Origin of the sequence: Streptomyces lincolnensis (assembly GCF_021173675.1) — a bacterium.
In the GTDB taxonomy this organism is placed as follows: Bacteria; Actinomycetota; Actinomycetes; order Streptomycetales; family Streptomycetaceae; genus Streptomyces; species Streptomyces lincolnensis_B.
This window is the reverse complement of sequence record NZ_JAIHON010000005.1, coordinates 1-19,180: the sequence shown is the minus strand read 5'-3', so window position 1 is coordinate 19,180 and position 19,180 is coordinate 1. Positions and strand designations below refer to the sequence as shown.

Below are 19,180 nucleotides of genomic sequence, written 5' to 3'. Positions count from 1 at the left end.
CGGCATGGCCGCCTTCACCCTCCAGCGGTTCCTGACCCGGCTCGGCCTGGCGAGCCCGGCCAGGACCCGGCCCCGGCCGGACCGGGAGCCGGCGGGGTTCGGCCGCCGGGCCGTGACCGTTCCGTCACCCGGGCCAGATGCCGTGTGAAGACCTCATGGGTGTCCGGGGTGAGCGTCCGCAGGGCCACCAGGGCCGTGATCACCACGTCGCACAGCTCGCTCTCGACGTCCTCCCAGGTGTGGGTGACGCCCTTGCGCGGGTTCCGGCCGGTCGCCCCGATCACCGCCTGAGCGACCTCGCCGACCTCCTCCGACAGCTTCAGCATGCGCATCAGCAGGCTCTGGGCGTCGTCGCCGGCCGGCCGGTTGGCCTCCAGCCAGGCCCACAGCCCGTCGATGGAGCCCCACAGGTCGGGGGGAGTACCGAAGGAGGTGTCGGAGGAGGTGCCGAAGGAGGCGTCGGAGGAGGTGTCGGAAGGGTCAGGGAGGGCGGCCCGATCAGTCATGCGGGCAGCCTGTCATGCCGCCGTGCCCGCACGACCCGGTGCTGTCCGGCGGTATGCCCCTACTCGTCGAACGTCTCCTCGAACAGGGCCTCCTGCTCGCCGTCCGCCCGCTTGCGCAGCCGCTTGGCGCGGGCGCCCACGACCAGGGCGGTGACCAGCCCCGTGGCGGCGAAGGCGGCCGGGACCATCCAGTTGCGGTCGACCGCGTGGCCGAGGGCGTGGTCGAGGGAGAGCCGGCCGGGGCCGGTGACGGCGAGGCCGGCCGCGGTCAGGCCGAGGGCCGCCGCGTACTCGTAGCCGCCGCCCTGGTTGAAGAAGCCGTTCGGGGCGTGCACCGCGGCGGCGCCCGCCATCGCCCCGGCCGCCGCCGCACCGGCCGCCGGGGTCGCCAGGCCCAGGGCCAGCAGGGTCCCGCCGCCGGCCTCCGACATCCCCGCCGCCAGGGCGCTCTCCTTGCCGGGCGCGTACCCGACGGACTCGAACCACTGGCCGGTGCCCTCAAGGCCGTGCCCGCCGAACCACCCGAACAGCTTCTGCGCGCCGTGCGCGGCCAGGACTCCGCCGGTGCCCAGCCGGAGCAGCAGCAGGCCCAGATCACGTCGGTCGTATGAGGTCACGATGACTCCCGGATAGGACGGAAAGCTCACGGGTCTCCACCGTCGCACTCCCCACACCCGGCCGGGACACGCGCGCCGCCGTTCGGGTGGCGGGCCCCGGCGGGCGGTGTGAGTCTGGCTGCCATGACGATTCAGACCGCCAAACTCAGCGACCCGGCCGTCCGGGCCTTCGTCGCGGCCGTCAACGCCCATGACCGGGACGCCTTCCAGGCGCTGCTCGCCCCCGGCGCCACCATGGCGGACGACGGCAGTGACCGTGACCTCGACGAGTGGACCGACCGGGAGATCTTCTCCACCCACGGCCACCTGGAGGTCGACAACGAGTCCCAGGGCGGCCGCGTCCTCCTCGCCCGCTACAGCAACGACACCTGGGGCGAGATGCGCACCCGGTGGAACTTCACGGTCGGGGACGACGGCAGGATCTCCCGCTTCGAGACCGGCCAGGCCTGAACTCCCGTATCACAGGCCCATATCACAGGCGCCGTGTCACAGGCCCCGTATCACAGAAGGGTCTTACGGCGCCCGGGCCGCCGCGGCACAGCCGTGCGCCCCACCGACGCCGCCAGCTTGCGCAGCCGCCGCCAGTTCATGCGCGGCGCGGGCTCCGGGACGCCGGGGCGGTCGCGGGGGACGCGGACGCGCAGGGCGCCGGGGGTGATGTGGCAGTGGACCGGGGAGGGCAGGGTCAGGGCCTCGCCGTCGAGGCCGACCTCGATCTCCGGGCGGTCCGCGGCCACGACCACCTCGCGGGCGGTCGTGATCGTGAGTCCCTTCGGCTCCGGGTCCAGGAGCAGCACCGCCGCCTCCGCCGCGCTGTCCACCCGGAGGCCGAGGACGCCGAGCACCCCGGAGTCCAGCCGGTGGCGGCGGCCGAGGCCGAGCGGATCGTCGGTGCGGTAGGGGTTGTTGCTGATCAGCACGGCGTGCGGGTCGGTGAGGACGGTGTCCCGGACGTACGCCGTGAGCCGGGCGCCCTCCCGGCGGGTGAGCAGGTCGGGCAGCAGGTCCAGCGCCGTGCCCACCTTGGCGTCGCGGTAGGCGGGGCTCTGGATGACGGCCGCATAGGTGCCGAACGAGGCGTTGTTGACGAAGGGCAGGCCGCCCGCGAAGCCCAGGTCGACCCGCAGCTCCACCCCGTCGCTCAGCGCGTCCAGGGAGGCGGCCGGGTCGGTGCGGTCGAGGCCGAGGTCCATGGCGAAGTGGTTGCGGGTGCCGGCGGTGACGACCATGAACGGGATGCCGTGCTCGGCGGCGACCGCCGCGACCAGCGCCTGGGTGCCGTCGCCCCCGGCCACGCCCAGCAGGTCGGCGCCCCGGGCCACCGCGTCCCGGGCCAGCGCGGTGACGTCCTGCTGCTCCTCGGTGTCGAGCAACAGCACCTCCGCGCCCAGCCGTTCGGCCTTCTCCTTCAGTCCGAAGCGCTCGACCTTCCCGCCGCCCGAGCGCGGGTTCATCAGCAGGAAGGGGCGCCGCGGCGCGGGCGTGCGGTACTCCTTCTGCCGCGGGGAGCGCAGCCCGGTGCTGCGCAGCGCGTGCCGCCCGGCCCCCACGGCGAGTGCCCACAGCGCCCCCGACAGCAGCAGCACCCACCACAGGGTCGCCGCGAACAGCGTGATCAGTACGGCGGGGACGGCCACGGCGACCACGGCCGCCACCACCCGTATCGGGCCGCGGTTGGTCAGTGCCCACCACACCGCGGCCGCCGTGACGGCCGCTCCGGCCAGTCCGGCGACGACCAGCAGCAGTCCGGTCACACCACCGAAGCCGACCGGCAGCAGCACGGCCAGCCCGGCGGACGCGAGCGACGCCCGCGCCGCCCAGCGCTGCCCTGCCGGGGCCCATGCCCTCACGTCCACGCCCATGGAACTCCTTCACGTGTCGGCGCACATCGTAGGGAGCGCCGCCGAGTGGTGTCTTCCCAGGCCGGCCCGGATCCGTGCACGTGCTCCTGTCCTTGAGCGCACTCCACCTCCTAGCCTCCCCCGGTATGGAGATCACACGCACACTGGGACGCTCGGGCATCGAGGTCAGCGCGCCCGGCTTCGGCTGCTGGGCGATCGGGGGAGAGTGGCAGGACGCGGACGGTCCCGATCCCCGGCTGCCGCTCGGTCGCCCGGGCCGAACAGAACGCGGGCGCACTGGAGAAGGGCCCGCTCACCGCCGACCGGATGACCGAGGTCGACCGGATCCTGGGGCGCTGAGTGGGCCGTAGGGCTGCCGTCGGAGCACGATGTGCCACGCGTGCCGATGGTTGCGGCAGCCGTTCCCCGCACCGGTGCGTACCTCGCGGTCCCACGCGAGGTCCACCCCCACCCGCTGCGAGGGAACGGCTGCCGCCTCCCCCCTCGGGCGTGGTCGCGGAGGCGATCTCCTCCAAGTGTGAAGCTCCTATGGAGGAGATGTAGAGCATAAGCCTGTCATCGGCCTGTTTACGGCGGAGGATCGAATTCCGCTTGTGCAGGTTGAGCCGTATACGATCCGCCGTGACCGGTGGGATCCGGCTCAGCCGCGTCCCACGTACGGCATCGCCGTCGCCAGTACCGTCGCGAACTGCACATTCGCCTCCAGGGGCAGCTCCGCCATGTGCCGCACCGTGCGTGCCACGTCGGCGACGTCCATCACGGGCTCGGGCGCGATCTCGCCGTTGGCCTGGAGGGCGCCGGTCCGCATCCGCTCGGTCATGTCGGTGGCCGCGTTGCCGATGTCGATCTGTCCGACGGCGATGCGGTACGGACGCCCGTCCAGCGACAGCGACTTGGTCAGACCGGTCAGCGCGTGCTTGGTCGCCGTGTAGGCGACGGACAGCGGCCGGGGTGTGTGCGCGGAGATGGACCCGTTGTTGATGATCCGGCCGCCCTGCGGATCCTGCTCCTTCATCAGCCGGTACGCCGCCTGCGCGCACAGGAACGCCCCGTTGAGGTTGGTGTCCACCACGTGCCGCCAGGCCTCGTAGGGCAGTTCCTCGACCGGCACCCCGCCGGGACCGAACGTCCCCGCGTTGTTGAACAGCAGGTCCAGGCGCCCGAAGCGCTCCACGGTCGCGGTGAACAGGGCGGCCACGTCGTCGGGTCGCGACACGTCCGTGCGGACGGCGAGGGAGGCGCCCTCGGGCACCAGCCCGGCCGTCTCCTCCAGCGTCTCCGGGCGCCGGCCCGCCAGCGCCACCGACCAGCCCGCGCGCAGGAGTTCCACGGCGACCGCGCGGCCGATGCCGGACCCCGCGCCGGTCACCACCGCGACCTTCGCATCCTTGGCAGTTTGCATGGCATTCATGGGCCCGAAGCGTAGGGGAGGGCCCGCCATACGGAACTCATCCGTCCGCCACCCGACTGTCGTGTTCACGACTATCGGGAGTCGTCCCCGGCCACTCCAATTGCCTGTGGCATCCAACAGTCAGGGGAGGACCGGATGACACTCGACGCCCGTCAGTCACAGCACGCCCCCGAACTCCGCGCCGCCGCACGCCACCTGAACCGTCGCCGCTTTCTGACCGTCACCGGCGCGGCCGCCGCGCTGGCGTTCTCGGTGAACCTGCCGGCCGCCGGCACGGCGAGCGCCGCCGAACTCGACGCCGCGAAGATCACCGACAACCCCTTCACCCTCGGCGTGGCCTCCGGCGACCCGCTGCCGAACTCGGTGCTCCTGTGGACCCGCCTGGCCCCCGCCCCCTACCAGTCCGACAGCGGGCTCCCGGCCGAACGCGTCCTCGTCCACTGGGAGCTGGCCCACGACGAGCGGTTCCGCCGCATCGCCAGACGCGGTACGGCGATCGCCCACCCCGAGTTCCACCACGCGGTGCACGTCGACATCGGCCACCTCGACTCCGGCCGCCTCTTCCACTACCGCTTCCGCGTGGGCGGTTGGGTCAGCGAGACCGGCCGCACCCGCACCGCCCCGGCCACCGGCACCCGCTCCACCGCGCTCACCCTCGCCGCCGTCTCCTGCCAGGCGTACCACGACGGCTACTACACGCCGTACGCCCATCTCGCCCAGGAGGACGTCGACATCGTCTTCCACCTCGGCGACTACCTCTACGAGTACGCGGTCAACGCGGTCGGCGGACAGCGCAACTACACCGACCGCACCCTGCCCGCCGTCTTCAACCGCGAGACGGTCACGCTGGAGGACTACCGGCTGCGCTACGCCCTGTTCAAGTCCGACCCCGACCTGCGGGCCGCCCACGCGGCGCATCCCTTCGTGGTCACCTGGGACGACCACGAGACCGAGAACAACTACGCCGACGACATCCCCGAGAACAGCGTCCCGCCGGAGGAGTTCCTGCTCCGCCGCGCCGCCGCCTACCGCGCCTACTGGGAGAACCAGCCACTGCGCGGCCCCCAGCGCCCCGCCGGACCCGACATGCAGCTCTACCGCCGCCTCACCTGGGGCCGGCTCGCCCAGTTCGACGTCCTCGACACCCGCCAGTACCGCTCCAACCAGGCCTACGGCGATGTCGCGCACGTCCCCGGCCCCGAGTCCGACGACCCGGCACGCACGATGACCGGCGCCACCCAGGAGCGCTGGCTGCTCGACGGCTGGCGTGCCTCGCGGGCGCTGTGGAACGTCGTACCGCAGCAGGTCCTGTTCGCGCGCCGGAACGTCGACCTGACCACCCCGTCACGGGTGTCGATGGACGCCTGGGACGGCTACGCGGCCTCCCGCCGCCGGGTCCTGGACGGGGCGAAGGCGGCCGGTGTCGAGAACCTGATGGTGCTCAGCGGGGACGTGCACTCGGCGTACGCCTTCGACATCAAGGACGACGCCGACGACCTCTCCTCCCCGACCGTCGGCACGGAGATCGTCGCGACCTCGATCTCCAGCGGCCGGGACGGCGCCGACCGGCCCGCGAACTGGGACACCTACATGAGGGCCAACCCGCACCTGAAGTTCTACAACGGCCGCCGCGGCTATGTGACCGTCGCGCTGGACCGGGAGCGGGCACGGGCCGACTTCAGGACCGTGCCGTACGTGCTCACCCCCGGCGCGCCGATCGCGACGGCCGCGTCCTTCGTGACGGAGGCGGGGGAGCCGGGGCTCAAGCCGGCGTGAGCTCCGTCTCACCGGTCTCACCGGTCTCACCGGTCTCACCGGTCTTACCGGTCTCGCCGGGGTAGCGGACGCCGACGCGGTCCCGGATCGCGTCGAGCGTCCGCATCACCGCGAGGGTGCCGTCCAGCGGGACGAGCGGGGACTCGGTCTCCCCGGCCCGCAGGGCCCGCATCACCTCGCGGGCCTCGTGCTTGAGGCTGCCCCGGGGCCCGTCCTCCGGACCGGCCGCGAACTCCTCCGGGTCCCGGCCGTCCCGGTGCAGCACGAACCGGTCGGTGTGGAAGAAGCCGTACGGGATGTCGATCCGGCCCTGCGAGCCGGTGACCGAGGCGGTGGTCGACGTACCGCCGATGATCGAGCAGTGCACCGAGGCGAGCGCCCCGCTGTCCCAGGAGAGCAGGGCGCCCGTCTGGAGGTCGACGCCCTCCTCGGACAGCACCGCGCGGGCCAGCACGTCCGTGGGCTCCCCGAGCAGCAGGTGCGCGAAGGAGACCGGGTACACGCCGAGGTCGAGCAGCGAGCCGCCGCCCTGTTGCGGATCGCGCAGCCGGTGGGTGGGCGGGAAGGGGCCCGCGAGCCCGAAGTCGGCCTGGATGCTGCGCACTTCACCGATCGCGCCGTCGTCGACCAGATCCTTGAGGCGCCGGACGACCGGGTTGCAGTACATCCACATGGCCTCCATCAGGAAGCTCCCGCGGCCCCGCGCCAGCGCGACCAGTTCCTCGGCCTCGCGCGCGTTCAGCGTGAACGCCTTCTCGCACAGCACGTTCCGCCCGGCCTCCAGGCACAGCCCGGCCGCCGCCCGGTGCGCCGAGTGCGGAGTGGCGACGTAGACGACATCGATGTCCTCGTCCGCGGCGAGCGAGGCCCAGTCGCCGTACGCCCGGGGCACCCCGAACCGTTCCGCGAACGCCTTCGCCGACTCCTCCGTCCGCGAGGCCACCGCGACGACCTCCGCGTCCGGAAGGTCCACCAGGTCGGCCGTGAACGCGGCCGCGATCCCGCCCGTCGCCAGGATCCCCCAGCGCACGCTCTGCTCCGTCATCCCGGCCCATCCTCGCTCACGTGACCCTCGGCACTCTGTACGAGCTGAGAGCATAGGGGGCGGATCTCTTGGAGAGGGAGGGGCACATGCCCGAGCAGGGGGCGTCGACGCACGGGCCATCGACACCGCACGTGGAACAGACGGTCGTACCGGAGACGCACCGGGCCGAGAAGGCGGCAGCCGTGCGCCGCACTGGGCTGCTCGTCACGCTGATCCTCGGCGGCCTCACCGCCACGCCGCCGCTCTCCATGGACATGTACCTCCCCGCGCTCCCCGAGGTCACCGACTCCCTGCACGCACCCGCCGCCACCGTCCAGCTCACCCTCACCGCCTGCCTGCTCGGCATGGCGCTCGGCCAGCTGGTGGTCGGCCCGATGAGCGACCGGTGGGGACGCCGCCGCCCGCTGCTGGCCGGCCTCGCCGTCTACGTCGTCGCCACCGTCCTGTGCGCCCTCGCCCCCACCGTCGGGCTCCTGGTCGCCTTCCGGCTGCTCCAGGGCCTCGCGGGCGCGGCGGCCATCGTCATCGCGCGGGCCGTGGCCCGTGACCTGTACGACGGCCTGGCGATGGCCCGCTTCTTCTCCACCCTGATGCTGATCTCCGGGGTCGCCCCGATCGTCGCGCCGCTCATCGGCGGGCAGATCCTGCGGGTGACGGACTGGCGGGGCGTGTTCGTCGTCCTCACGGTCGTCGGCATCCTGCTGGGCGTCGTCGTGTGGACGAAGTTGCCCGAGACCCTCCCCCCGGCCGAGCGCCACTCCGGCGGCGTCGGCGAGGCCCTGCGCTCGATGCGGGGGCTGCTCGCCGACCTGCCCTTCACCGGCTACATGCTCACCGGCGGCTTCACCTTCGCCGCCCTGTTCGCCTACATAGCGGCCTCCCCCTTCGTGATCCAGGAGATCTACGGCGCCTCCCCGCAGACCTTCAGCCTGCTGTTCGGGGTGAACTCCATCGGCCTGGTGATCGTCGGCCAGATCAACGGCAAGGTGCTGGTCGGCCGGGTCGGCCTGGAGAAGATCCTCGGCCTGGGGCTCGCCGTCGTCGTCGCCGCCGCGACCGCGCTGCTGCTGATGTCGACCGGCGTCTTCGGCGAGGTGGGACTGGCCCCCATGGCCGCCGCCCTCTTCGTGCTGATGTCCGCGATGGGCATCGCCCTGCCCAACGCCCAGTCCCTCGCCCTGATGCGCACCAAGCGCGCCGCCGGCTCCGCGGCCGCCCTGCTCGGGACGTCCTCCTTCCTCATCGGCGCGATCGCCTCCCCGCTGGTCGGGGTCGCCGGGGAGGGCACCGCCGTCCCGATGGCCGTCGTCCAACTGGCGGCGGCACTGGTAGCGGTGGCCTGTTTCATGGGAATGTGCCGTCCTTGGAACAAGCGTGCGACTGCGGAGGGAGCAGGGAGCTGAGCGCACCGAGACTGCGCGACGGCACACCGGAACGGGCCGGACTCGACCCCGACGAGCTCGACCACCTCGTCGCCGACGTCCGCGCCCTCACCGACGGCGAGCGGCCCTGGGCGGCGGGCGCGGTGGTGGTCGCCGGGCGCGGCCCGGTCGTCGCCGTCGAGGAGGCGACGGGCTGGGCCGTCCGGTACGCGGCCTACGACCCCGAGGCCGACGCGGGCGTGGAACTACCGCCCGCCGACCGTGTCCCGATGACCGTCGACACCCCTTTCGACCTGGCCTCCCTGACCAAACTCTGCACGGCGGTCGCCGCCGTGCAGCAGATCGAGCGGGGCACGCTGGGCATAGACGCCAGGGTCGGGGCGTATCTCCCGGACTTCCGAGCGGCGGCCGAGTACGGCATCACGGTCCGCGAACTGCTCACCCACACCTCGGGCCTACGCCCCGAACTCCCCCTCTACGACTGCGCCGACGACGCCGAACGCCTGGCCCTCCTGCGCGCGGAGCCCCCGGTCGGCGTGCCCGGCACCTACACCTACTCCGACCTCAACCTTCTCCTCCTCCAACACGTCCTCGAACGCGTCACCGGCCGCCCTCTCGACGTCCTCGTCCACGACGGCATCACCCGCCCCCTCGGCATGCACGCCACCCGCTTCGGCCCCTGCCCCCGCGCCGCCGCCACCGAGGACCAGCGCCGGCCCTGGGCCAAGGCCGACCGCGGCATGCTGCGCGGCGAGGTCCACGACGAGAACGCCTGGGCCCTCGGCGGCGTCGCCGGCCACGCCGGCCTCTTCTCCACCGCCCGCGACCTCGCCGTCTTCTGCCGCACCCTCCTCGCCGGAGGCTCCTACGGCCCCGCCCGCATCCTCGGCCCCGACTTCGTCGACCTCCTCCTCACCCCACCGGGGCTGGGCTTCGCCCTGGACCAGCCCTGGTTCATGGGCGAGCTCGCGGGCCGGGGAGCGGCGGGCCACACGGGCTTCACGGGCACGTCCCTCGTCCTCGACCCGGCGACGGACACGTTCCTGGTCCTGCTGGCCAACACGGTCCATCCGAGGAGACGGCCGGCGGACAACCGGCCGAGGGCGGCGGCGGGGACACGGGTGGCGCGGGCGGTGCGGGGGATTTAGGGGGCGCGAGTCCGGTTGCGCGTCCCTTTGTTTCCTCGCCCCCGCCGCCCCTACCCGTCCCATCCCCAGGGGCTCCGCCCCTTCGACCCCGATCTGCGGGTGGGTGGGGGATGGTCGCGCAGTTCCCCGCGCCCCTAGGTTTCTCAGCCCTTCCGGCGTTCGAGGATGAACCCCGGCCCAGGCACTCCCAGCCCGTCCGGCGTTTGAGGACGAGGCCCCTTCAGGGCCGACAGGGGGTCTGGGGGCGCGGCCCCCAGGGATGGGACGGGTAGGGGCGGCGGGGGCGAGAACCGAAGGACGCGCACCCCCACCCGCAGCCCATAGAATCGGCGGGTGAACGACCCCGCGGACACGTTGCGCCACAGCCTCTCCACCCTCCTCGACGGCCTCCCCCCGAAACAGGCCGCCCAGGCGGTGGACCGCCTGATCGCCACCTACCGCGGAAACACCCCCACCCACACCCCCATCCTCCGCGACCGCGCGGACGTCGCCGCGTACGCCGCCTACCGCATGCCCGCCACCTTCGAGGCCGTCCACCACGCCCTGGAGGCGCTCGCGGAGACCGTCCCGGACTGGACCCCGACCAGCCACACGGACATCGGCGGCGGAACGGGCGCCGCGACCTGGGCCGCCACAGCCACCTGGCCGGACGCCGGAGACGCCCGCAGCGTCACGGTCCTCGACTGGGCCGAACCCGCCCTGGCCCTCGGCAAAGAGCTCGCCACCGCCAACCCCGCCCTGAAGAAGGCGACATGGCGGCGGGAGAGGATCGGTACGGCCCTCACCCTCGCCCCCACCGACCTGGTCACCATCTCCTACGTCCTCAACGAACTCACGCCCCCCGACCGCACCGCCGTCGTGGACGCCGCCGCCCACGTGGCCCAGACGGTCGTGATCGTCGAACCCGGCACCCCCGACGGCTACACCCGGATCATCGAGGCCCGCGACCGCCTGATCGCCGCCGGCTTCCGCGTCGCCGCCCCCTGCCCGCACAGCGCGGCCTGCCCGATCGTCCCGGGCGAGGACTGGTGCCACTTCTCGGCCCGGGTGAGCCGTTCCTCCCTGCACCGCCAGGTCAAGGGCGGCTCCCTCGCCTACGAGGACGAGAAGTTCGCCTACGTCGCCGCCACCCGCCTCCCGACCGACCCGGCCCCCTCCCGCGTCGTCCGCCGCCCCCAGATCCGCAAGGGCCAGGTACTCCTGGACCTGTGCGAGTCCGAGGAGCGCCTGGCCCGCCGTACGGTCACCAAACGCCACGGCGACCTCTACAAGGCCGCCAGGGACGCCACCTGGGGCGACCCCTGGCCGCCGCGGTGACGCCGCCAGGGGCTCCGCCCTTTCGACCCCGATCTGTGGGTGGGTGGGGGCTGGTCGCGCCCGCGCGGCGGTAGCCGCATATTCAGCACAGCCCCGCGCCCCTGGGTTTCTCAGCCCGTCCGGCGTTTGAGGACGAGGCCCCTTCAGGGCCGACAAGGGGGTCTGGGGGCGCAGCCCCCAGGGATGGGACGGGTAGGGGCGGCGGGGGCGAAAGAAGTCTCCGGGCGCCCCGTCGCGAGACGCCCCGTCTCACCCCCCTGTTACCGTCGACCCATGGCCACGCAGCCCACCCCCGACGCCAGCCGCCGCAGCGAGAAGTCCCGCCGCGCGATCTACGACGCCGCCCTCGCCCTCGTCGGTGAGATCGGCTACCCCAGGACGACCATCGAGGGCATCGCCGCCCGCGCCGGAGTCGGCAAACAGACGATCTACCGCTGGTGGTCGTCGAAGGCGGACGTCCTGCTGGAGGCGTTCCTCGACCTGAGCGAGCAGGCGTCCCGGGAGGCGGGCGGGGAGTACGACTTCGTGATCCCGGACACCGGCGACCTGGCCGCCGACCTCAAGGCCGTCCTGCGCCTGACCGTCGACCAGCTCAAGGACCCCCGCTTCGAGATCCCGTCCCGCGCCCTGGCCGCCGAAGGCGTGGTCAACGAGCAACTGGGCCGCGTCATGATCACCAAGCTCCTCGAACCCTCGCTCCAGCTGTACGTCGACCGCGTGCGCGCCGCCCAGGCCGCCGGCCAGGTCCGCCAGGACATCGACCCCCGCATCGCCCTCGAACTCTGGGTCTCCCCCCTCGCCCAGCGCTGGCTGCAGTACACGGGTCCCATCACGTACGAGTACACCGACACCCTCGTCGACTACGCCCTCCACGGCATCGCGCCCCGCTAGTCCTGCCCCGGACCCCGTGCCAGCCGCCCCGGCGCGTCCGTGATGATGCCGTCGCAGCCCAGCGCGAGCGCCCGGTCCCGCTGCCGGGGTGTCACCACGGTGTGCGCCCACACCCGGGGGATGCCCGAGCGCACGGCCCGGACCAGGTCCGCGTCCCGGGCGTTGACGTCGACGTCGAGCAGGTCGACGAAGGTCCGCCAGCGCTCGGGGCGGTCCCGGCGCAGCTGCTCCGCCGAGCGCCACAACTGGGCGAGCAGGCCCAGCCGGTGGGCGTGCCGGGCCACGGCGGGATCGTTGGAGTTGACGAAGACCGAGCGGGTCAGCCCCCGGGCCCGGACCAGCCCCGCCAGCCGCTCCAGGCTCCGCGGGTCCTTCGCCTCCAGCATCAGCACGATCCGCCCGCCGAAACGATCCAGCACCTCGGCCACCGTCGGCGGCCGCTCCGACCGCCAGCTCCCCGGCAGCGAGGCCCGGGGCCGCAGCCGCATCCCCCGCCACTCCCGCACGTCCAGTCCGCCCACCGCGCCGCCCGCGAACGTCGTCCGGTTCAGCGTCGGATCGTGCATCACCACCAGCGTGCCGTCGCGCAGCATGCGGGTGTCGGCGTCCAGCACCTGCGCCGTACCGCGCGCATAGGCCGCCATCAGGCCCGGCATGCTGTTCTCGGGGACCTCGCGGGCGCCGCCGCGATGGGCGACGTAGGTGACGCGGGGGAGCGCGTCCACCGTCAGGGGGCCGCCGCCCCACTCCAGGGGCATCGGTCCGACCGGCCCCGCGAGGGCCGACGGGACCACGAGAGCCGACGGGACCATGAAAGCCGCGGCGGCCAGGCCCGTCGACACGATCCATGTGACCATGCCGACAACGGTAGGACGGTAAATCGCGATAAAGCGCGCAATGACACTCGATCCCGGTGCGCGCCACCCCGCGTCCCACGTACCCCTGTTGTCGGCTACGGCCCCCCGAAGCGCACGATGGTGGGACCATAGGGCATGCTGTTCCGCACGACAGCGAGGCGAGGAGATTGATGAGCGCGGAGTTCGGTGGCCGCACCGGCCGGCAGGGCAAACTCTCCCAGTGGCTGCGGGGCCGCCGCCCCAAGGAGGCCGCCGACGACAGCGGCCGGGAGCCCCTGCTGCTGGCAGCCGCCGAGGCGGGCCTGCCGCTCGCCCCCGCCGCGTATCCCGCCCCCGGCTACGGCTGTTCCTGCGACCGCGTCGGCTGTCCCACCCCCGCCCGGCACCCGGTGTCGTTCGCCTGGCAGACCCAGTCGACCACCGACCGCGCCCAGATCGAGCGCTGGGCCCGGCATCAGCCGCAGGCCAACTTCATCACCGCGACCGGCATGGTCCACGACGTCCTGGACGTCCCCCTGGAGGCCGGCCGCCAGGCCCTGGAGCGGCTGCTCGACTCCGGTATCGAGGTCGGCCCGGTCGCCGAGAGCGACGACGGCCGGCTGCTGTTCTTCACCCTCACCCGCGGCACCCCCGAGGACGAGGACGAGTGGTGGCCGTGCGAACTGGACTGCCACCCCGAGACGATGGACGAGCACCCGGGCCTGCGCTGGCACTGCCGCGGCTCCTACGTCCTCGTCCCGCCCGCCCGGCTGCCCGGCGACGACGGCCACAGCGTGCACTGGGTCCGCGGCCTCGAACACCCGCTGCCCGACCCGCTGACCCTCCTCGAAGTCCTCACCGACTCCTGCGCCCGCTACGCCGGCGAGGAACCCGACCACACGAACGCGGCCTGGCCCCTGCGCCGCTAGGGCCCGTCGTCAAGGCGTCAGGTTCAGGTTCAGGTTCAGGTCCTTTACGAGCCCTGCGCCGACGTCAGCCCCTCGATCCGTCCCAGCACCGACACCTGCTCGTCGCTCGCGCCCTTCGCCGGGTCCAGGGCGACCTGGTTGGAGACGATCTCCATGGTGAGCGACTGCTTGATCTCACCGGTCGTCAGGGCGAGCACGTCGGAGGTCTGCGCCGGGAGCGAGGAACCCGGGTAGGCCGTCTGCTTCACGAAGTGCCGTGAGGCGAAGAACACCAGCGCCCCGCCGTCCTTCGTGCGCACCGCGAGCGGCGCGTAGTCGCCGCCGGACAGCGGCTCGTCGATGTACTGCGTGGCCAGGCCCGGCTTCTTGGCGTTCCTCTTCCGGTCCGCGCGCCACACGCTGGTCTGGGCACCCTCCGCGAAGACGTCCCCGGCGCCGCTCTCCAGATACGCGGTGTAGTCCTTGCTCAAGCCGCCGGGCGTGGCGGACAGTTCCGTGGAGTTCGCGGGCACGGCCTCGGCCCAGCCGTCCTTGTCCTGCTTGAACTCCGGGATCCTGTCCGGCGCCACCAGCGTCAGATACGCCGCTTCCCACGGCTCGTCCAGGCCGTTGCGCGTGAACACCAGCAGCCAGCGCGCGCTGCCGCCCTTGTTGCCGGCCGCGTCGGCGACGAACCAGCGCGGCCAGCCCGCCTTCTTGGGGATCGTGAACTTCGCGTCCGACAACTCCAGCGGCGTGTGGTTCGGGTTGCCGCCCGGGTTGTTCTTGGCGCCGGCCTTCAGCCGGGCCGCGTCGATGGCGGAGAGGGCGCCGGTGACATGGTCGGAGTCCAGCGAACTGTCGTACTCCTTGTCCGCCTTGTTGTACGCGGTCGTGAACTGCCGGAGCGCCTCGGCGGCCTCCGCCTTCGTGGCCGAGGGCAGCACCTCCCGCTCTCCGTGCACCACGACGCATCCGCTCGTCGTCAACGACAAAGCGGTCAGTGAAGCCGCTATCAGTGCGCTCCGGTCAAGACTGCGGAGCCTTCGAGGGCCGCGATCCCTGCTCATCAGGTTCCTTCACCTTCCCCTTCCCGGAGGCGAACCCTACCGGGGCGAGGAAGAGCGCGAGCGTCGGGATCAGGTACAGCAGCCACACCGTGACCTGGAGGACCGTCGGATCCGGCTGGAAGTTGAACACACCCTTGAGGAGCGTGCCGTACCAGCTGTCCGGCGGGATGGTCCCGCTGATGTCGAAGGCCTTGTTCGTCAGGCCCGGCAGCCAGTCCGCCTCCTGCAGGTCGTGGAAGCCGTACGCCAGCACACCCGCCGCCACGACGACGAGCATCCCGCCGGTCCAGGTGAAGAACTTGGCCAGGTTGATCCTCAGCGCCCCGCGGTAGAACAGCCAGCCCAGCACGACCGCCGTGGCGATGCCCAGGGCGACGCCGAGCAGCGGGCGCGGGGTGCCGTCCCCGGCCGCGCGCACCGACGCCCACACGAACAGGGCCGTCTCCAGGCCCTCGCGGCCCACCGCGAGGAAGGCGGTGGCGACCAGGGCCCCGGTGCCCATCTGGAGCGCCGCGTCCAGCTTGCCGTGCAGCTCGGACCTCAGGTGCCGGGCGGTGCGCCGCATCCAGAACACCATCCACGTCACCAGGCCGACCGCCAGGATCGACAGCGAGCCGCCGAGCGCCTCCTGCGCCTCGAACGTCAGCTCCTGGGAGCCGAATTCGAGCGCGCAGCCGAAGCCGAGGGCGAGCGCGACCGCCACGCCGATGCCGATCCAGATCGGCTTCAGGGCGTCCCGGCGGTCGGTCTTGACCAGGTAGGCGATGAGGATGCAGACGACGAGGCCGGCCTCCAGGCCCTCGCGCAGACCGATCAGGTAGTTGGAGAACACGGTCGCTCAGGCCTCCTTGCCGAACAGTGTGCTGCCCCACCAGTCGTCCTTGTCGCGGACGCCGGGCGGGATCGCGAACACCGCCGAACCCACGTGCTGGATGTATTCGTTGAGGGCGTCGAGCGCCAGGTTGCGCTGGATCCGGATGAAGCCTTCGCGTACGTCCCTCTGGTACGCCAGGAAGAACAGGCCCGCGTCCAGGCGGCCGAGGCCGTCCGTGCCGTCGGTGAAGGAGTAGCCGCGGCGCAGGATGGTCGCCCCGTGGTTGGAGTCGGGGTGTGCGAGCCGGACGTGTGCGTCGGGCAGCATCGCCTTCAGGAACGGCTCGTCGCGCTCCTTCGCCCTGCCCACGGGCGCGCCCTCGCCCTTGTCGCGGCCGAAGATGTCCTCCTGCTCCTTCAGCGAGGTGCGGTCCCAGGTCTCGATGTGCATCCGGATGCGGCGGGCGACGAGGTACGAGCCGCCGGTCATCCAGTCGGGGCCGTCCTTGCCGTCCACCCACACGAACTTCTTCAGGCGGTCGGTCTCGGTGCCCGCGATGTTGCGGGTGCCGTCCTTGAAGCCCATCAGGTTGCGCGGGGTCTGGGCGTCGGGCGTCGTCGAGGAGGTCTTGCCGAAGCCGAGCTGCGACCACTTGATGACGACCTTGCCGAAGCCGATCCTGGCCAGCTGGCGGATCGCGTGCACCGCGACCTGCGGGTCGTCCGCGCAGGCCTGGACGCACAGGTCGCCGCCGCTGCGGTTCCTGTCCAGGTTGTCGCCGGCGAACTGCGGGAGGTCCACGAGGGCTTCGGGGCGGCTGTTCTCGAGGTCGAACTTCTCGAACAGCGACGGTCCGAAGCCGATCGTCAGCGTCAGCCGCGAGGGCTTCAGGCCCAGGGCCTCGCCGGTGTCGTCCGGGGGTGCCTCGGCGAGCCCGCCGTAGGCGCCCTCGCCCACCGTCTCACCGGCCGTCATCCTGCGCGCTGCGGCCGTCCAGTCCTTCAGCATCCGTACGAACGCGGCACGGTCGTCCGTCGTCACGTCGAACGCGGCGAAGTGCAGCCTGTCCTGTACGGGGGTGGCGATGCCTGCCTGGTGGGGGCCGTGGAAGTCGACCGCGGCGCCTGTCGAGGCGGCGGTCGGGGTGATGTCGTCGCCGGTGCGGGTCATCGCCACGGCGCTGCCGGCTGTGGCGGCGCCGAGTGCTAGGCCGGCGCCGCCCCAGGTGATCAGGGTGCGGCGGGAGGGGGGTGAATCGGGGTTTGGGGGCGGTCCGGGGTTCGGTCCCGGGTTTGGGTTCGGTCCCAGGTTCGGTGCTGATTCCGTCATGGCCTCTGCCTCAGGACTTCGTGGCCACGGCGGCTGCGAGCTTGGACAGCGGCTCCGCGAGCGCGTTGACGCCGTCCGACAGCTCCTTGCGCTCCGCGTCGCCGACCTTGTCGTAGGACGTGAAGTCGTACGACGTCTTGTCCGTGCGGTACTTGTCGAGCAGCGTGTTCAGTGCCGCGAACTGCTTGTCCAGCTCGGTGACCAGGGCGGGGTCGTTCTCCTTGGCGACCGGCTTGAGGAGGTTGTATGACTCCTCCGCGCCCTCGACGTTGGCCTTGAAGTCGACCAGGTCGGTGTGCGAGTAGCGCTCCTCCTCGCCCGTGACCTTGCCGGTGGCGACCTCGTCCAGGAGCTCCTTGGCGCCGTTGGCCATCGAGGTCGGGGTGATCTCGGCCTTGCCCACCCGCTTCTGCCAGTCCTTGAGGTCGGCGATCAGCTGGTCGGCGAGGGCCTTGTCCTCCGCGGTGATCTTCTTGTCCTGCCAGAGGGACTTCTCCAGGCGGTGCCAGCCGGTCCACTTCTGGCCGGCCTCCAGGCCGTCCGCGCGGACGTCGACCTTCGGGTCGATGTCACCGAAGGACTCGGCGACCGGCTCGGTGCGCTCCCAGCCGATGCGGGAGGGCGCGTACGCCTTCTTCGCGGCCTCGATGTCGCCGTCCTTGACCGCCTTCGCGAACGCCTCGGCCTTCGGCAGCGTCTCGTCGGCCTGCGTCTGGGCGTACGCCCGGTAGGAGGCGACGGCCTTGTCCAGGCGCGGGTCGCGCTGGGCCACCGTGCCGCCGCCCGTGGCCTTGACGGACTGGCGGATGCCGTCGCCCTTCATGCCGGGCTTGCAGGCGATCGTGTAGTCGCCGGCCTTCACCTCGGCGGTGACCTTCTGCTTGGTGCCGGGGCCGATGTTCTCGCGCTCGGTGACGATCCGGTCGTCGGGGAAGAGGATGTAGACCTCGGTGACCTTCGAGCCCTTGTTCTCGATCGCCAGTTCGACGTGGCCTGCCGGGAACTCCTTCTTGGAGACCTCGCACTTGCTGTCCGTCGCCGTCACGTCGATCACGCGGTCGCCGCTTCCGCCGCTGCTCTTCTCGGTGCAGCCCGTCAGTGCGGTCAGGGCCGCCACCGCGGCGGTGGCGGTGATGACGGTGAATCTGGAGGGGCGCACGTCGGTCTCCTGGGACTGGCTGAAAAGCCGCGTGACGGGTATCACGCGGTGTGGCAAGGCTGGCCTAACTTATCTGAGGCTTACCTGAGTCATACCTGTACATGTCTCAAAAACGACACCAAGGGACGGTCAAAGGAGGTTCAAAGGTTCCGCTCGGGGGTTACCAGGAGGGCGCCTGTCCGGGGGTGCGGGAGTACCTCTACGGGCTGGTCGTAGACCTCGGACAGCAGCCGTCCCTTCAGCACCTCCCGCGGTGGGCCGTCGGCCGCCACGCGTCCCTCGTGCAGGATCGCCACCCGGTGCGCGTACGCCGCCGCGAGTCCCAGGTCGTGCAGCACGACCACCACCGCGTCCCCGGCTCGCGCCCGCTCCCGGCACACCCTCAGCACCAGCTCCTGGTGCTTGAGGTCCAGTGCCGCGGTCGGTTCGTCCAGCAGGAGCAGGGGGGCGCGCTGCGCCAGCACGCGTGCGAGGGCGACCCGGGCGCGCTCGCCGCCGCTGAGCGCGGAGAAGGGGCGTGCGGCGAACCGTGTCACCTCGGTTGCCGCCATCGCCTCCGCCACGGCGCGGTCGTCGCCGTCCGGGTTCACCGCTGCCCAGGGGGCGCGGCCCATCCGTACTACGTCCTCCACCGCGAAAGGGAACGACAGGGCGGCCGACTGCGGCAACACCGCTCGCCTCAGGGCGAGTTCCGGCGCGGACCACTCCGTGGCGGGGCGGCCGAGAATGCGAACGGTTCCGTCGGCCGGTGGGAGATCGGCGGCGAGGGCGCCGAGGAGCGTCGACTTTCCGGCCCCGTTCGGCCCGACCAGCGTGAGCACCTCGCCGGCTCGGGCGGTGACATCGACGCCTTGCAGCACGTCACGGGCACCGAGTCGGAGCCACAGCCCCTCGGCTTCGGCGAGGACGTCTCCCGGTGCGGAGGGGGGTGGGGGTGTGGGGCGGGGGCGGAGCAGTCTCATGATCGGTTCCTTGGTGGTCGGATGCCTGCGGCGCGCTGTGCGGCCCCGGTGGGGGCGTGCGTAGCGCCTACGGTTGTGGGGTGGGTCGGGGCCGGGTCGGGGGGTGTCCGTCCTCGGTCCGGCGGAACTGTTCCGGCAAGGGGTACT

The 19,180-nt window shown here is 72.2% G+C and carries 18 protein-coding genes and 1 pseudogene; 8 read left to right on the top strand and 11 right to left on the bottom strand.

All coding sequences use genetic code 11. The annotated features are described in order from the left end of the window. Positions 1-14 precede the first annotated feature (14 nt). Together K4B79_RS14415 and K4B79_RS14410 are read right to left on the bottom strand one after the other, a co-directional pair. Positions 15-506 carry a MazG-like family protein gene (locus K4B79_RS14415; protein ID WP_232026964.1) on the bottom strand — a complete coding sequence of 164 codons (492 nt, stop codon included), beginning with the start codon at positions 504-506 and terminating at the stop codon, positions 15-17. Positions 507-565: 59 nt separating this feature from the next. After that, positions 566-1,123 (bottom strand): DoxX family membrane protein, encoded by a 558-nt coding sequence (locus K4B79_RS14410; protein WP_232026963.1) that lies wholly within the window; start codon positions 1,121-1,123, stop codon positions 566-568. Positions 1,124-1,246: 123 nt separating this feature from the next. On the opposite strand from K4B79_RS14410, the gene K4B79_RS14405 reads away from it, so the two are divergent. Further along, the gene (locus tag K4B79_RS14405; RefSeq protein ID WP_232026962.1) at positions 1,247-1,573 is read left to right on the top strand and encodes a nuclear transport factor 2 family protein; all 327 of its coding nucleotides are present in this window, start codon (positions 1,247-1,249) and stop codon (positions 1,571-1,573) included. A gap of 50 nt (positions 1,574-1,623) precedes the next feature. Here K4B79_RS14405 and K4B79_RS14400 read toward each other — a convergent pair whose 3' ends face one another. Then, a complete protein-coding gene (locus tag K4B79_RS14400) occupies positions 1,624-2,985 on the bottom strand; it encodes a diacylglycerol/lipid kinase family protein (RefSeq protein ID WP_232026961.1) in 1,362 nt (453 codons plus the stop codon). Positions 2,986-3,201: 216 nt separating this feature from the next. Here K4B79_RS14400 and K4B79_RS14395 point away from each other — a divergent pair. Further along, positions 3,202-3,324: pseudogene (locus K4B79_RS14395) on the top strand (aldo/keto reductase); the annotation flags it as partial. A 301-nt stretch (positions 3,325-3,625) separates the two neighbouring features. Here K4B79_RS14395 and K4B79_RS14390 read toward each other — a convergent pair. Beyond that, the gene (locus K4B79_RS14390; protein ID WP_232026960.1) at positions 3,626-4,396 is read right to left on the bottom strand and encodes an SDR family oxidoreductase; all 771 of its coding nucleotides are present in this window, start codon (positions 4,394-4,396) and stop codon (positions 3,626-3,628) included. Between the two features lie 135 nt (positions 4,397-4,531). Between K4B79_RS14390 and K4B79_RS14385 the strand changes: the two genes are divergently transcribed. Next, the gene (locus K4B79_RS14385) at positions 4,532-6,172 is read left to right on the top strand and encodes an alkaline phosphatase D family protein (RefSeq protein ID WP_232026959.1); all 1,641 of its coding nucleotides are present in this window, start codon (positions 4,532-4,534) and stop codon (positions 6,170-6,172) included. Here the strand turns inward: K4B79_RS14385 and K4B79_RS14380 are convergent. Further along, a complete protein-coding gene (locus K4B79_RS14380; RefSeq protein ID WP_232026958.1) occupies positions 6,159-7,217 on the bottom strand; it encodes a Gfo/Idh/MocA family protein in 1,059 nt (352 codons plus the stop codon). The genes K4B79_RS14385 and K4B79_RS14380 overlap by 14 nt on opposite strands. An 86-nt stretch (positions 7,218-7,303) precedes the next feature. Between K4B79_RS14380 and K4B79_RS14375 the strand changes: the two genes are divergently transcribed. The 4 genes from K4B79_RS14375 to K4B79_RS14360 all read left to right on the top strand — a co-directional run bounded on the left by K4B79_RS14375 (position 7,304) and on the right by K4B79_RS14360 (position 11,955). Continuing rightward, a complete protein-coding gene (locus tag K4B79_RS14375; RefSeq protein WP_232026957.1) occupies positions 7,304-8,620 on the top strand; it encodes a multidrug effflux MFS transporter in 1,317 nt (438 codons plus the stop codon). Then, a complete protein-coding gene (locus K4B79_RS14370; RefSeq protein WP_232026956.1) occupies positions 8,572-9,747 on the top strand; it encodes a serine hydrolase domain-containing protein in 1,176 nt (391 codons plus the stop codon). Before K4B79_RS14375 ends, K4B79_RS14370 begins: the two co-directional genes overlap by 49 nt. A gap of 333 nt (positions 9,748-10,080) precedes the next feature. Continuing rightward, the gene (locus K4B79_RS14365) at positions 10,081-11,064 is read left to right on the top strand and encodes a small ribosomal subunit Rsm22 family protein (protein ID WP_232026955.1); all 984 of its coding nucleotides are present in this window, start codon (positions 10,081-10,083) and stop codon (positions 11,062-11,064) included. Between the two features lie 273 nt (positions 11,065-11,337). Continuing rightward, positions 11,338-11,955 (top strand): TetR/AcrR family transcriptional regulator, encoded by a 618-nt coding sequence (locus K4B79_RS14360; RefSeq protein ID WP_232026954.1) that lies wholly within the window; start codon positions 11,338-11,340, stop codon positions 11,953-11,955. Here the strand turns inward: K4B79_RS14360 and K4B79_RS14355 are convergent. Next, positions 11,952-12,812, bottom strand: coding sequence for a glycerophosphodiester phosphodiesterase (locus K4B79_RS14355; RefSeq protein WP_232026953.1), 861 nt, complete (start codon positions 12,810-12,812; stop codon positions 11,952-11,954). The genes K4B79_RS14360 and K4B79_RS14355 overlap by 4 nt on opposite strands. A 170-nt stretch (positions 12,813-12,982) precedes the next feature. Here K4B79_RS14355 and K4B79_RS14350 point away from each other — a divergent pair, with 170 nt between their 5' ends. Continuing rightward, a complete protein-coding gene (locus K4B79_RS14350) occupies positions 12,983-13,720 on the top strand; it encodes a bifunctional DNA primase/polymerase (RefSeq protein ID WP_232026952.1) in 738 nt (245 codons plus the stop codon). Positions 13,721-13,764: 44 nt separating this feature from the next. Here K4B79_RS14350 and K4B79_RS14345 read toward each other — a convergent pair whose 3' ends face one another. From K4B79_RS14345 to K4B79_RS14325, 5 genes are all read right to left on the bottom strand, one after another. Next, on the bottom strand, positions 13,765-14,769 hold the full coding sequence (locus K4B79_RS14345) for a hypothetical protein (protein WP_232026951.1): 1,005 nt from the start codon (positions 14,767-14,769) through the stop codon (positions 13,765-13,767). Continuing rightward, on the bottom strand, positions 14,729-15,601 hold the full coding sequence (gene efeU, locus K4B79_RS14340; protein ID WP_232026950.1) for an iron uptake transporter permease EfeU: 873 nt from the start codon (positions 15,599-15,601) through the stop codon (positions 14,729-14,731). Before efeU ends, K4B79_RS14345 begins: the two co-directional genes overlap by 41 nt. A 6-nt stretch (positions 15,602-15,607) precedes the next feature. Then, positions 15,608-16,912: an iron uptake transporter deferrochelatase/peroxidase subunit gene (gene efeB / locus K4B79_RS14335; protein ID WP_232026949.1), complete on the bottom strand. Its 1,305-nt coding sequence runs from the start codon at positions 16,910-16,912 to the stop codon at positions 15,608-15,610. Between the two features lie 10 nt (positions 16,913-16,922). Then, positions 16,923-18,071 (bottom strand): iron uptake system protein EfeO, encoded by a 1,149-nt coding sequence (gene efeO / locus K4B79_RS14330; protein WP_232026948.1) that lies wholly within the window; start codon positions 18,069-18,071, stop codon positions 16,923-16,925. A 140-nt stretch (positions 18,072-18,211) separates the two neighbouring features. Further along, positions 18,212-19,033, bottom strand: coding sequence for a heme ABC transporter ATP-binding protein (locus K4B79_RS14325; protein WP_232026947.1), 822 nt, complete (start codon positions 19,031-19,033; stop codon positions 18,212-18,214). Positions 19,034-19,180: the final 147 nt, after the last annotated feature.

Coding starts and splice junctions, on each gene's coding strand:
- K4B79_RS14405 (WP_232026962.1), top strand. CDS start 1,247: ATGACGATTCAGACCGCCAAACTCAGCGACCCGGCCGTCCGGGCCTTC.
- K4B79_RS14400 (WP_232026961.1), bottom strand. CDS start 2,985: ATGGGCGTGGACGTGAGGGCATGGGCCCCGGCAGGGCAGCGCTGGGCG.
- K4B79_RS14325 (WP_232026947.1), bottom strand. CDS start 19,033: ATGAGACTGCTCCGCCCCCGCCCCACACCCCCACCCCCCTCCGCACCG.
- efeB (WP_232026949.1), bottom strand. CDS start 16,912: ATGACGGAATCAGCACCGAACCTGGGACCGAACCCAAACCCGGGACCG.
- K4B79_RS14385 (WP_232026959.1), top strand. CDS start 4,532: ATGACACTCGACGCCCGTCAGTCACAGCACGCCCCCGAACTCCGCGCC.
- K4B79_RS14350 (WP_232026952.1), top strand. CDS start 12,983: ATGAGCGCGGAGTTCGGTGGCCGCACCGGCCGGCAGGGCAAACTCTCC.
- K4B79_RS14390 (WP_232026960.1), bottom strand. CDS start 4,396: ATGAATGCCATGCAAACTGCCAAGGATGCGAAGGTCGCGGTGGTGACC.
- K4B79_RS14355 (WP_232026953.1), bottom strand. CDS start 12,812: ATGGTCACATGGATCGTGTCGACGGGCCTGGCCGCCGCGGCTTTCATG.
- K4B79_RS14415 (WP_232026964.1), bottom strand. CDS start 506: ATGACTGATCGGGCCGCCCTCCCTGACCCTTCCGACACCTCCTCCGAC.
- K4B79_RS14375 (WP_232026957.1), top strand. CDS start 7,304: ATGCCCGAGCAGGGGGCGTCGACGCACGGGCCATCGACACCGCACGTG.
- K4B79_RS14360 (WP_232026954.1), top strand. CDS start 11,338: ATGGCCACGCAGCCCACCCCCGACGCCAGCCGCCGCAGCGAGAAGTCC.
- K4B79_RS14380 (WP_232026958.1), bottom strand. CDS start 7,217: ATGACGGAGCAGAGCGTGCGCTGGGGGATCCTGGCGACGGGCGGGATC.
- K4B79_RS14345 (WP_232026951.1), bottom strand. CDS start 14,769: ATGAGCAGGGATCGCGGCCCTCGAAGGCTCCGCAGTCTTGACCGGAGC.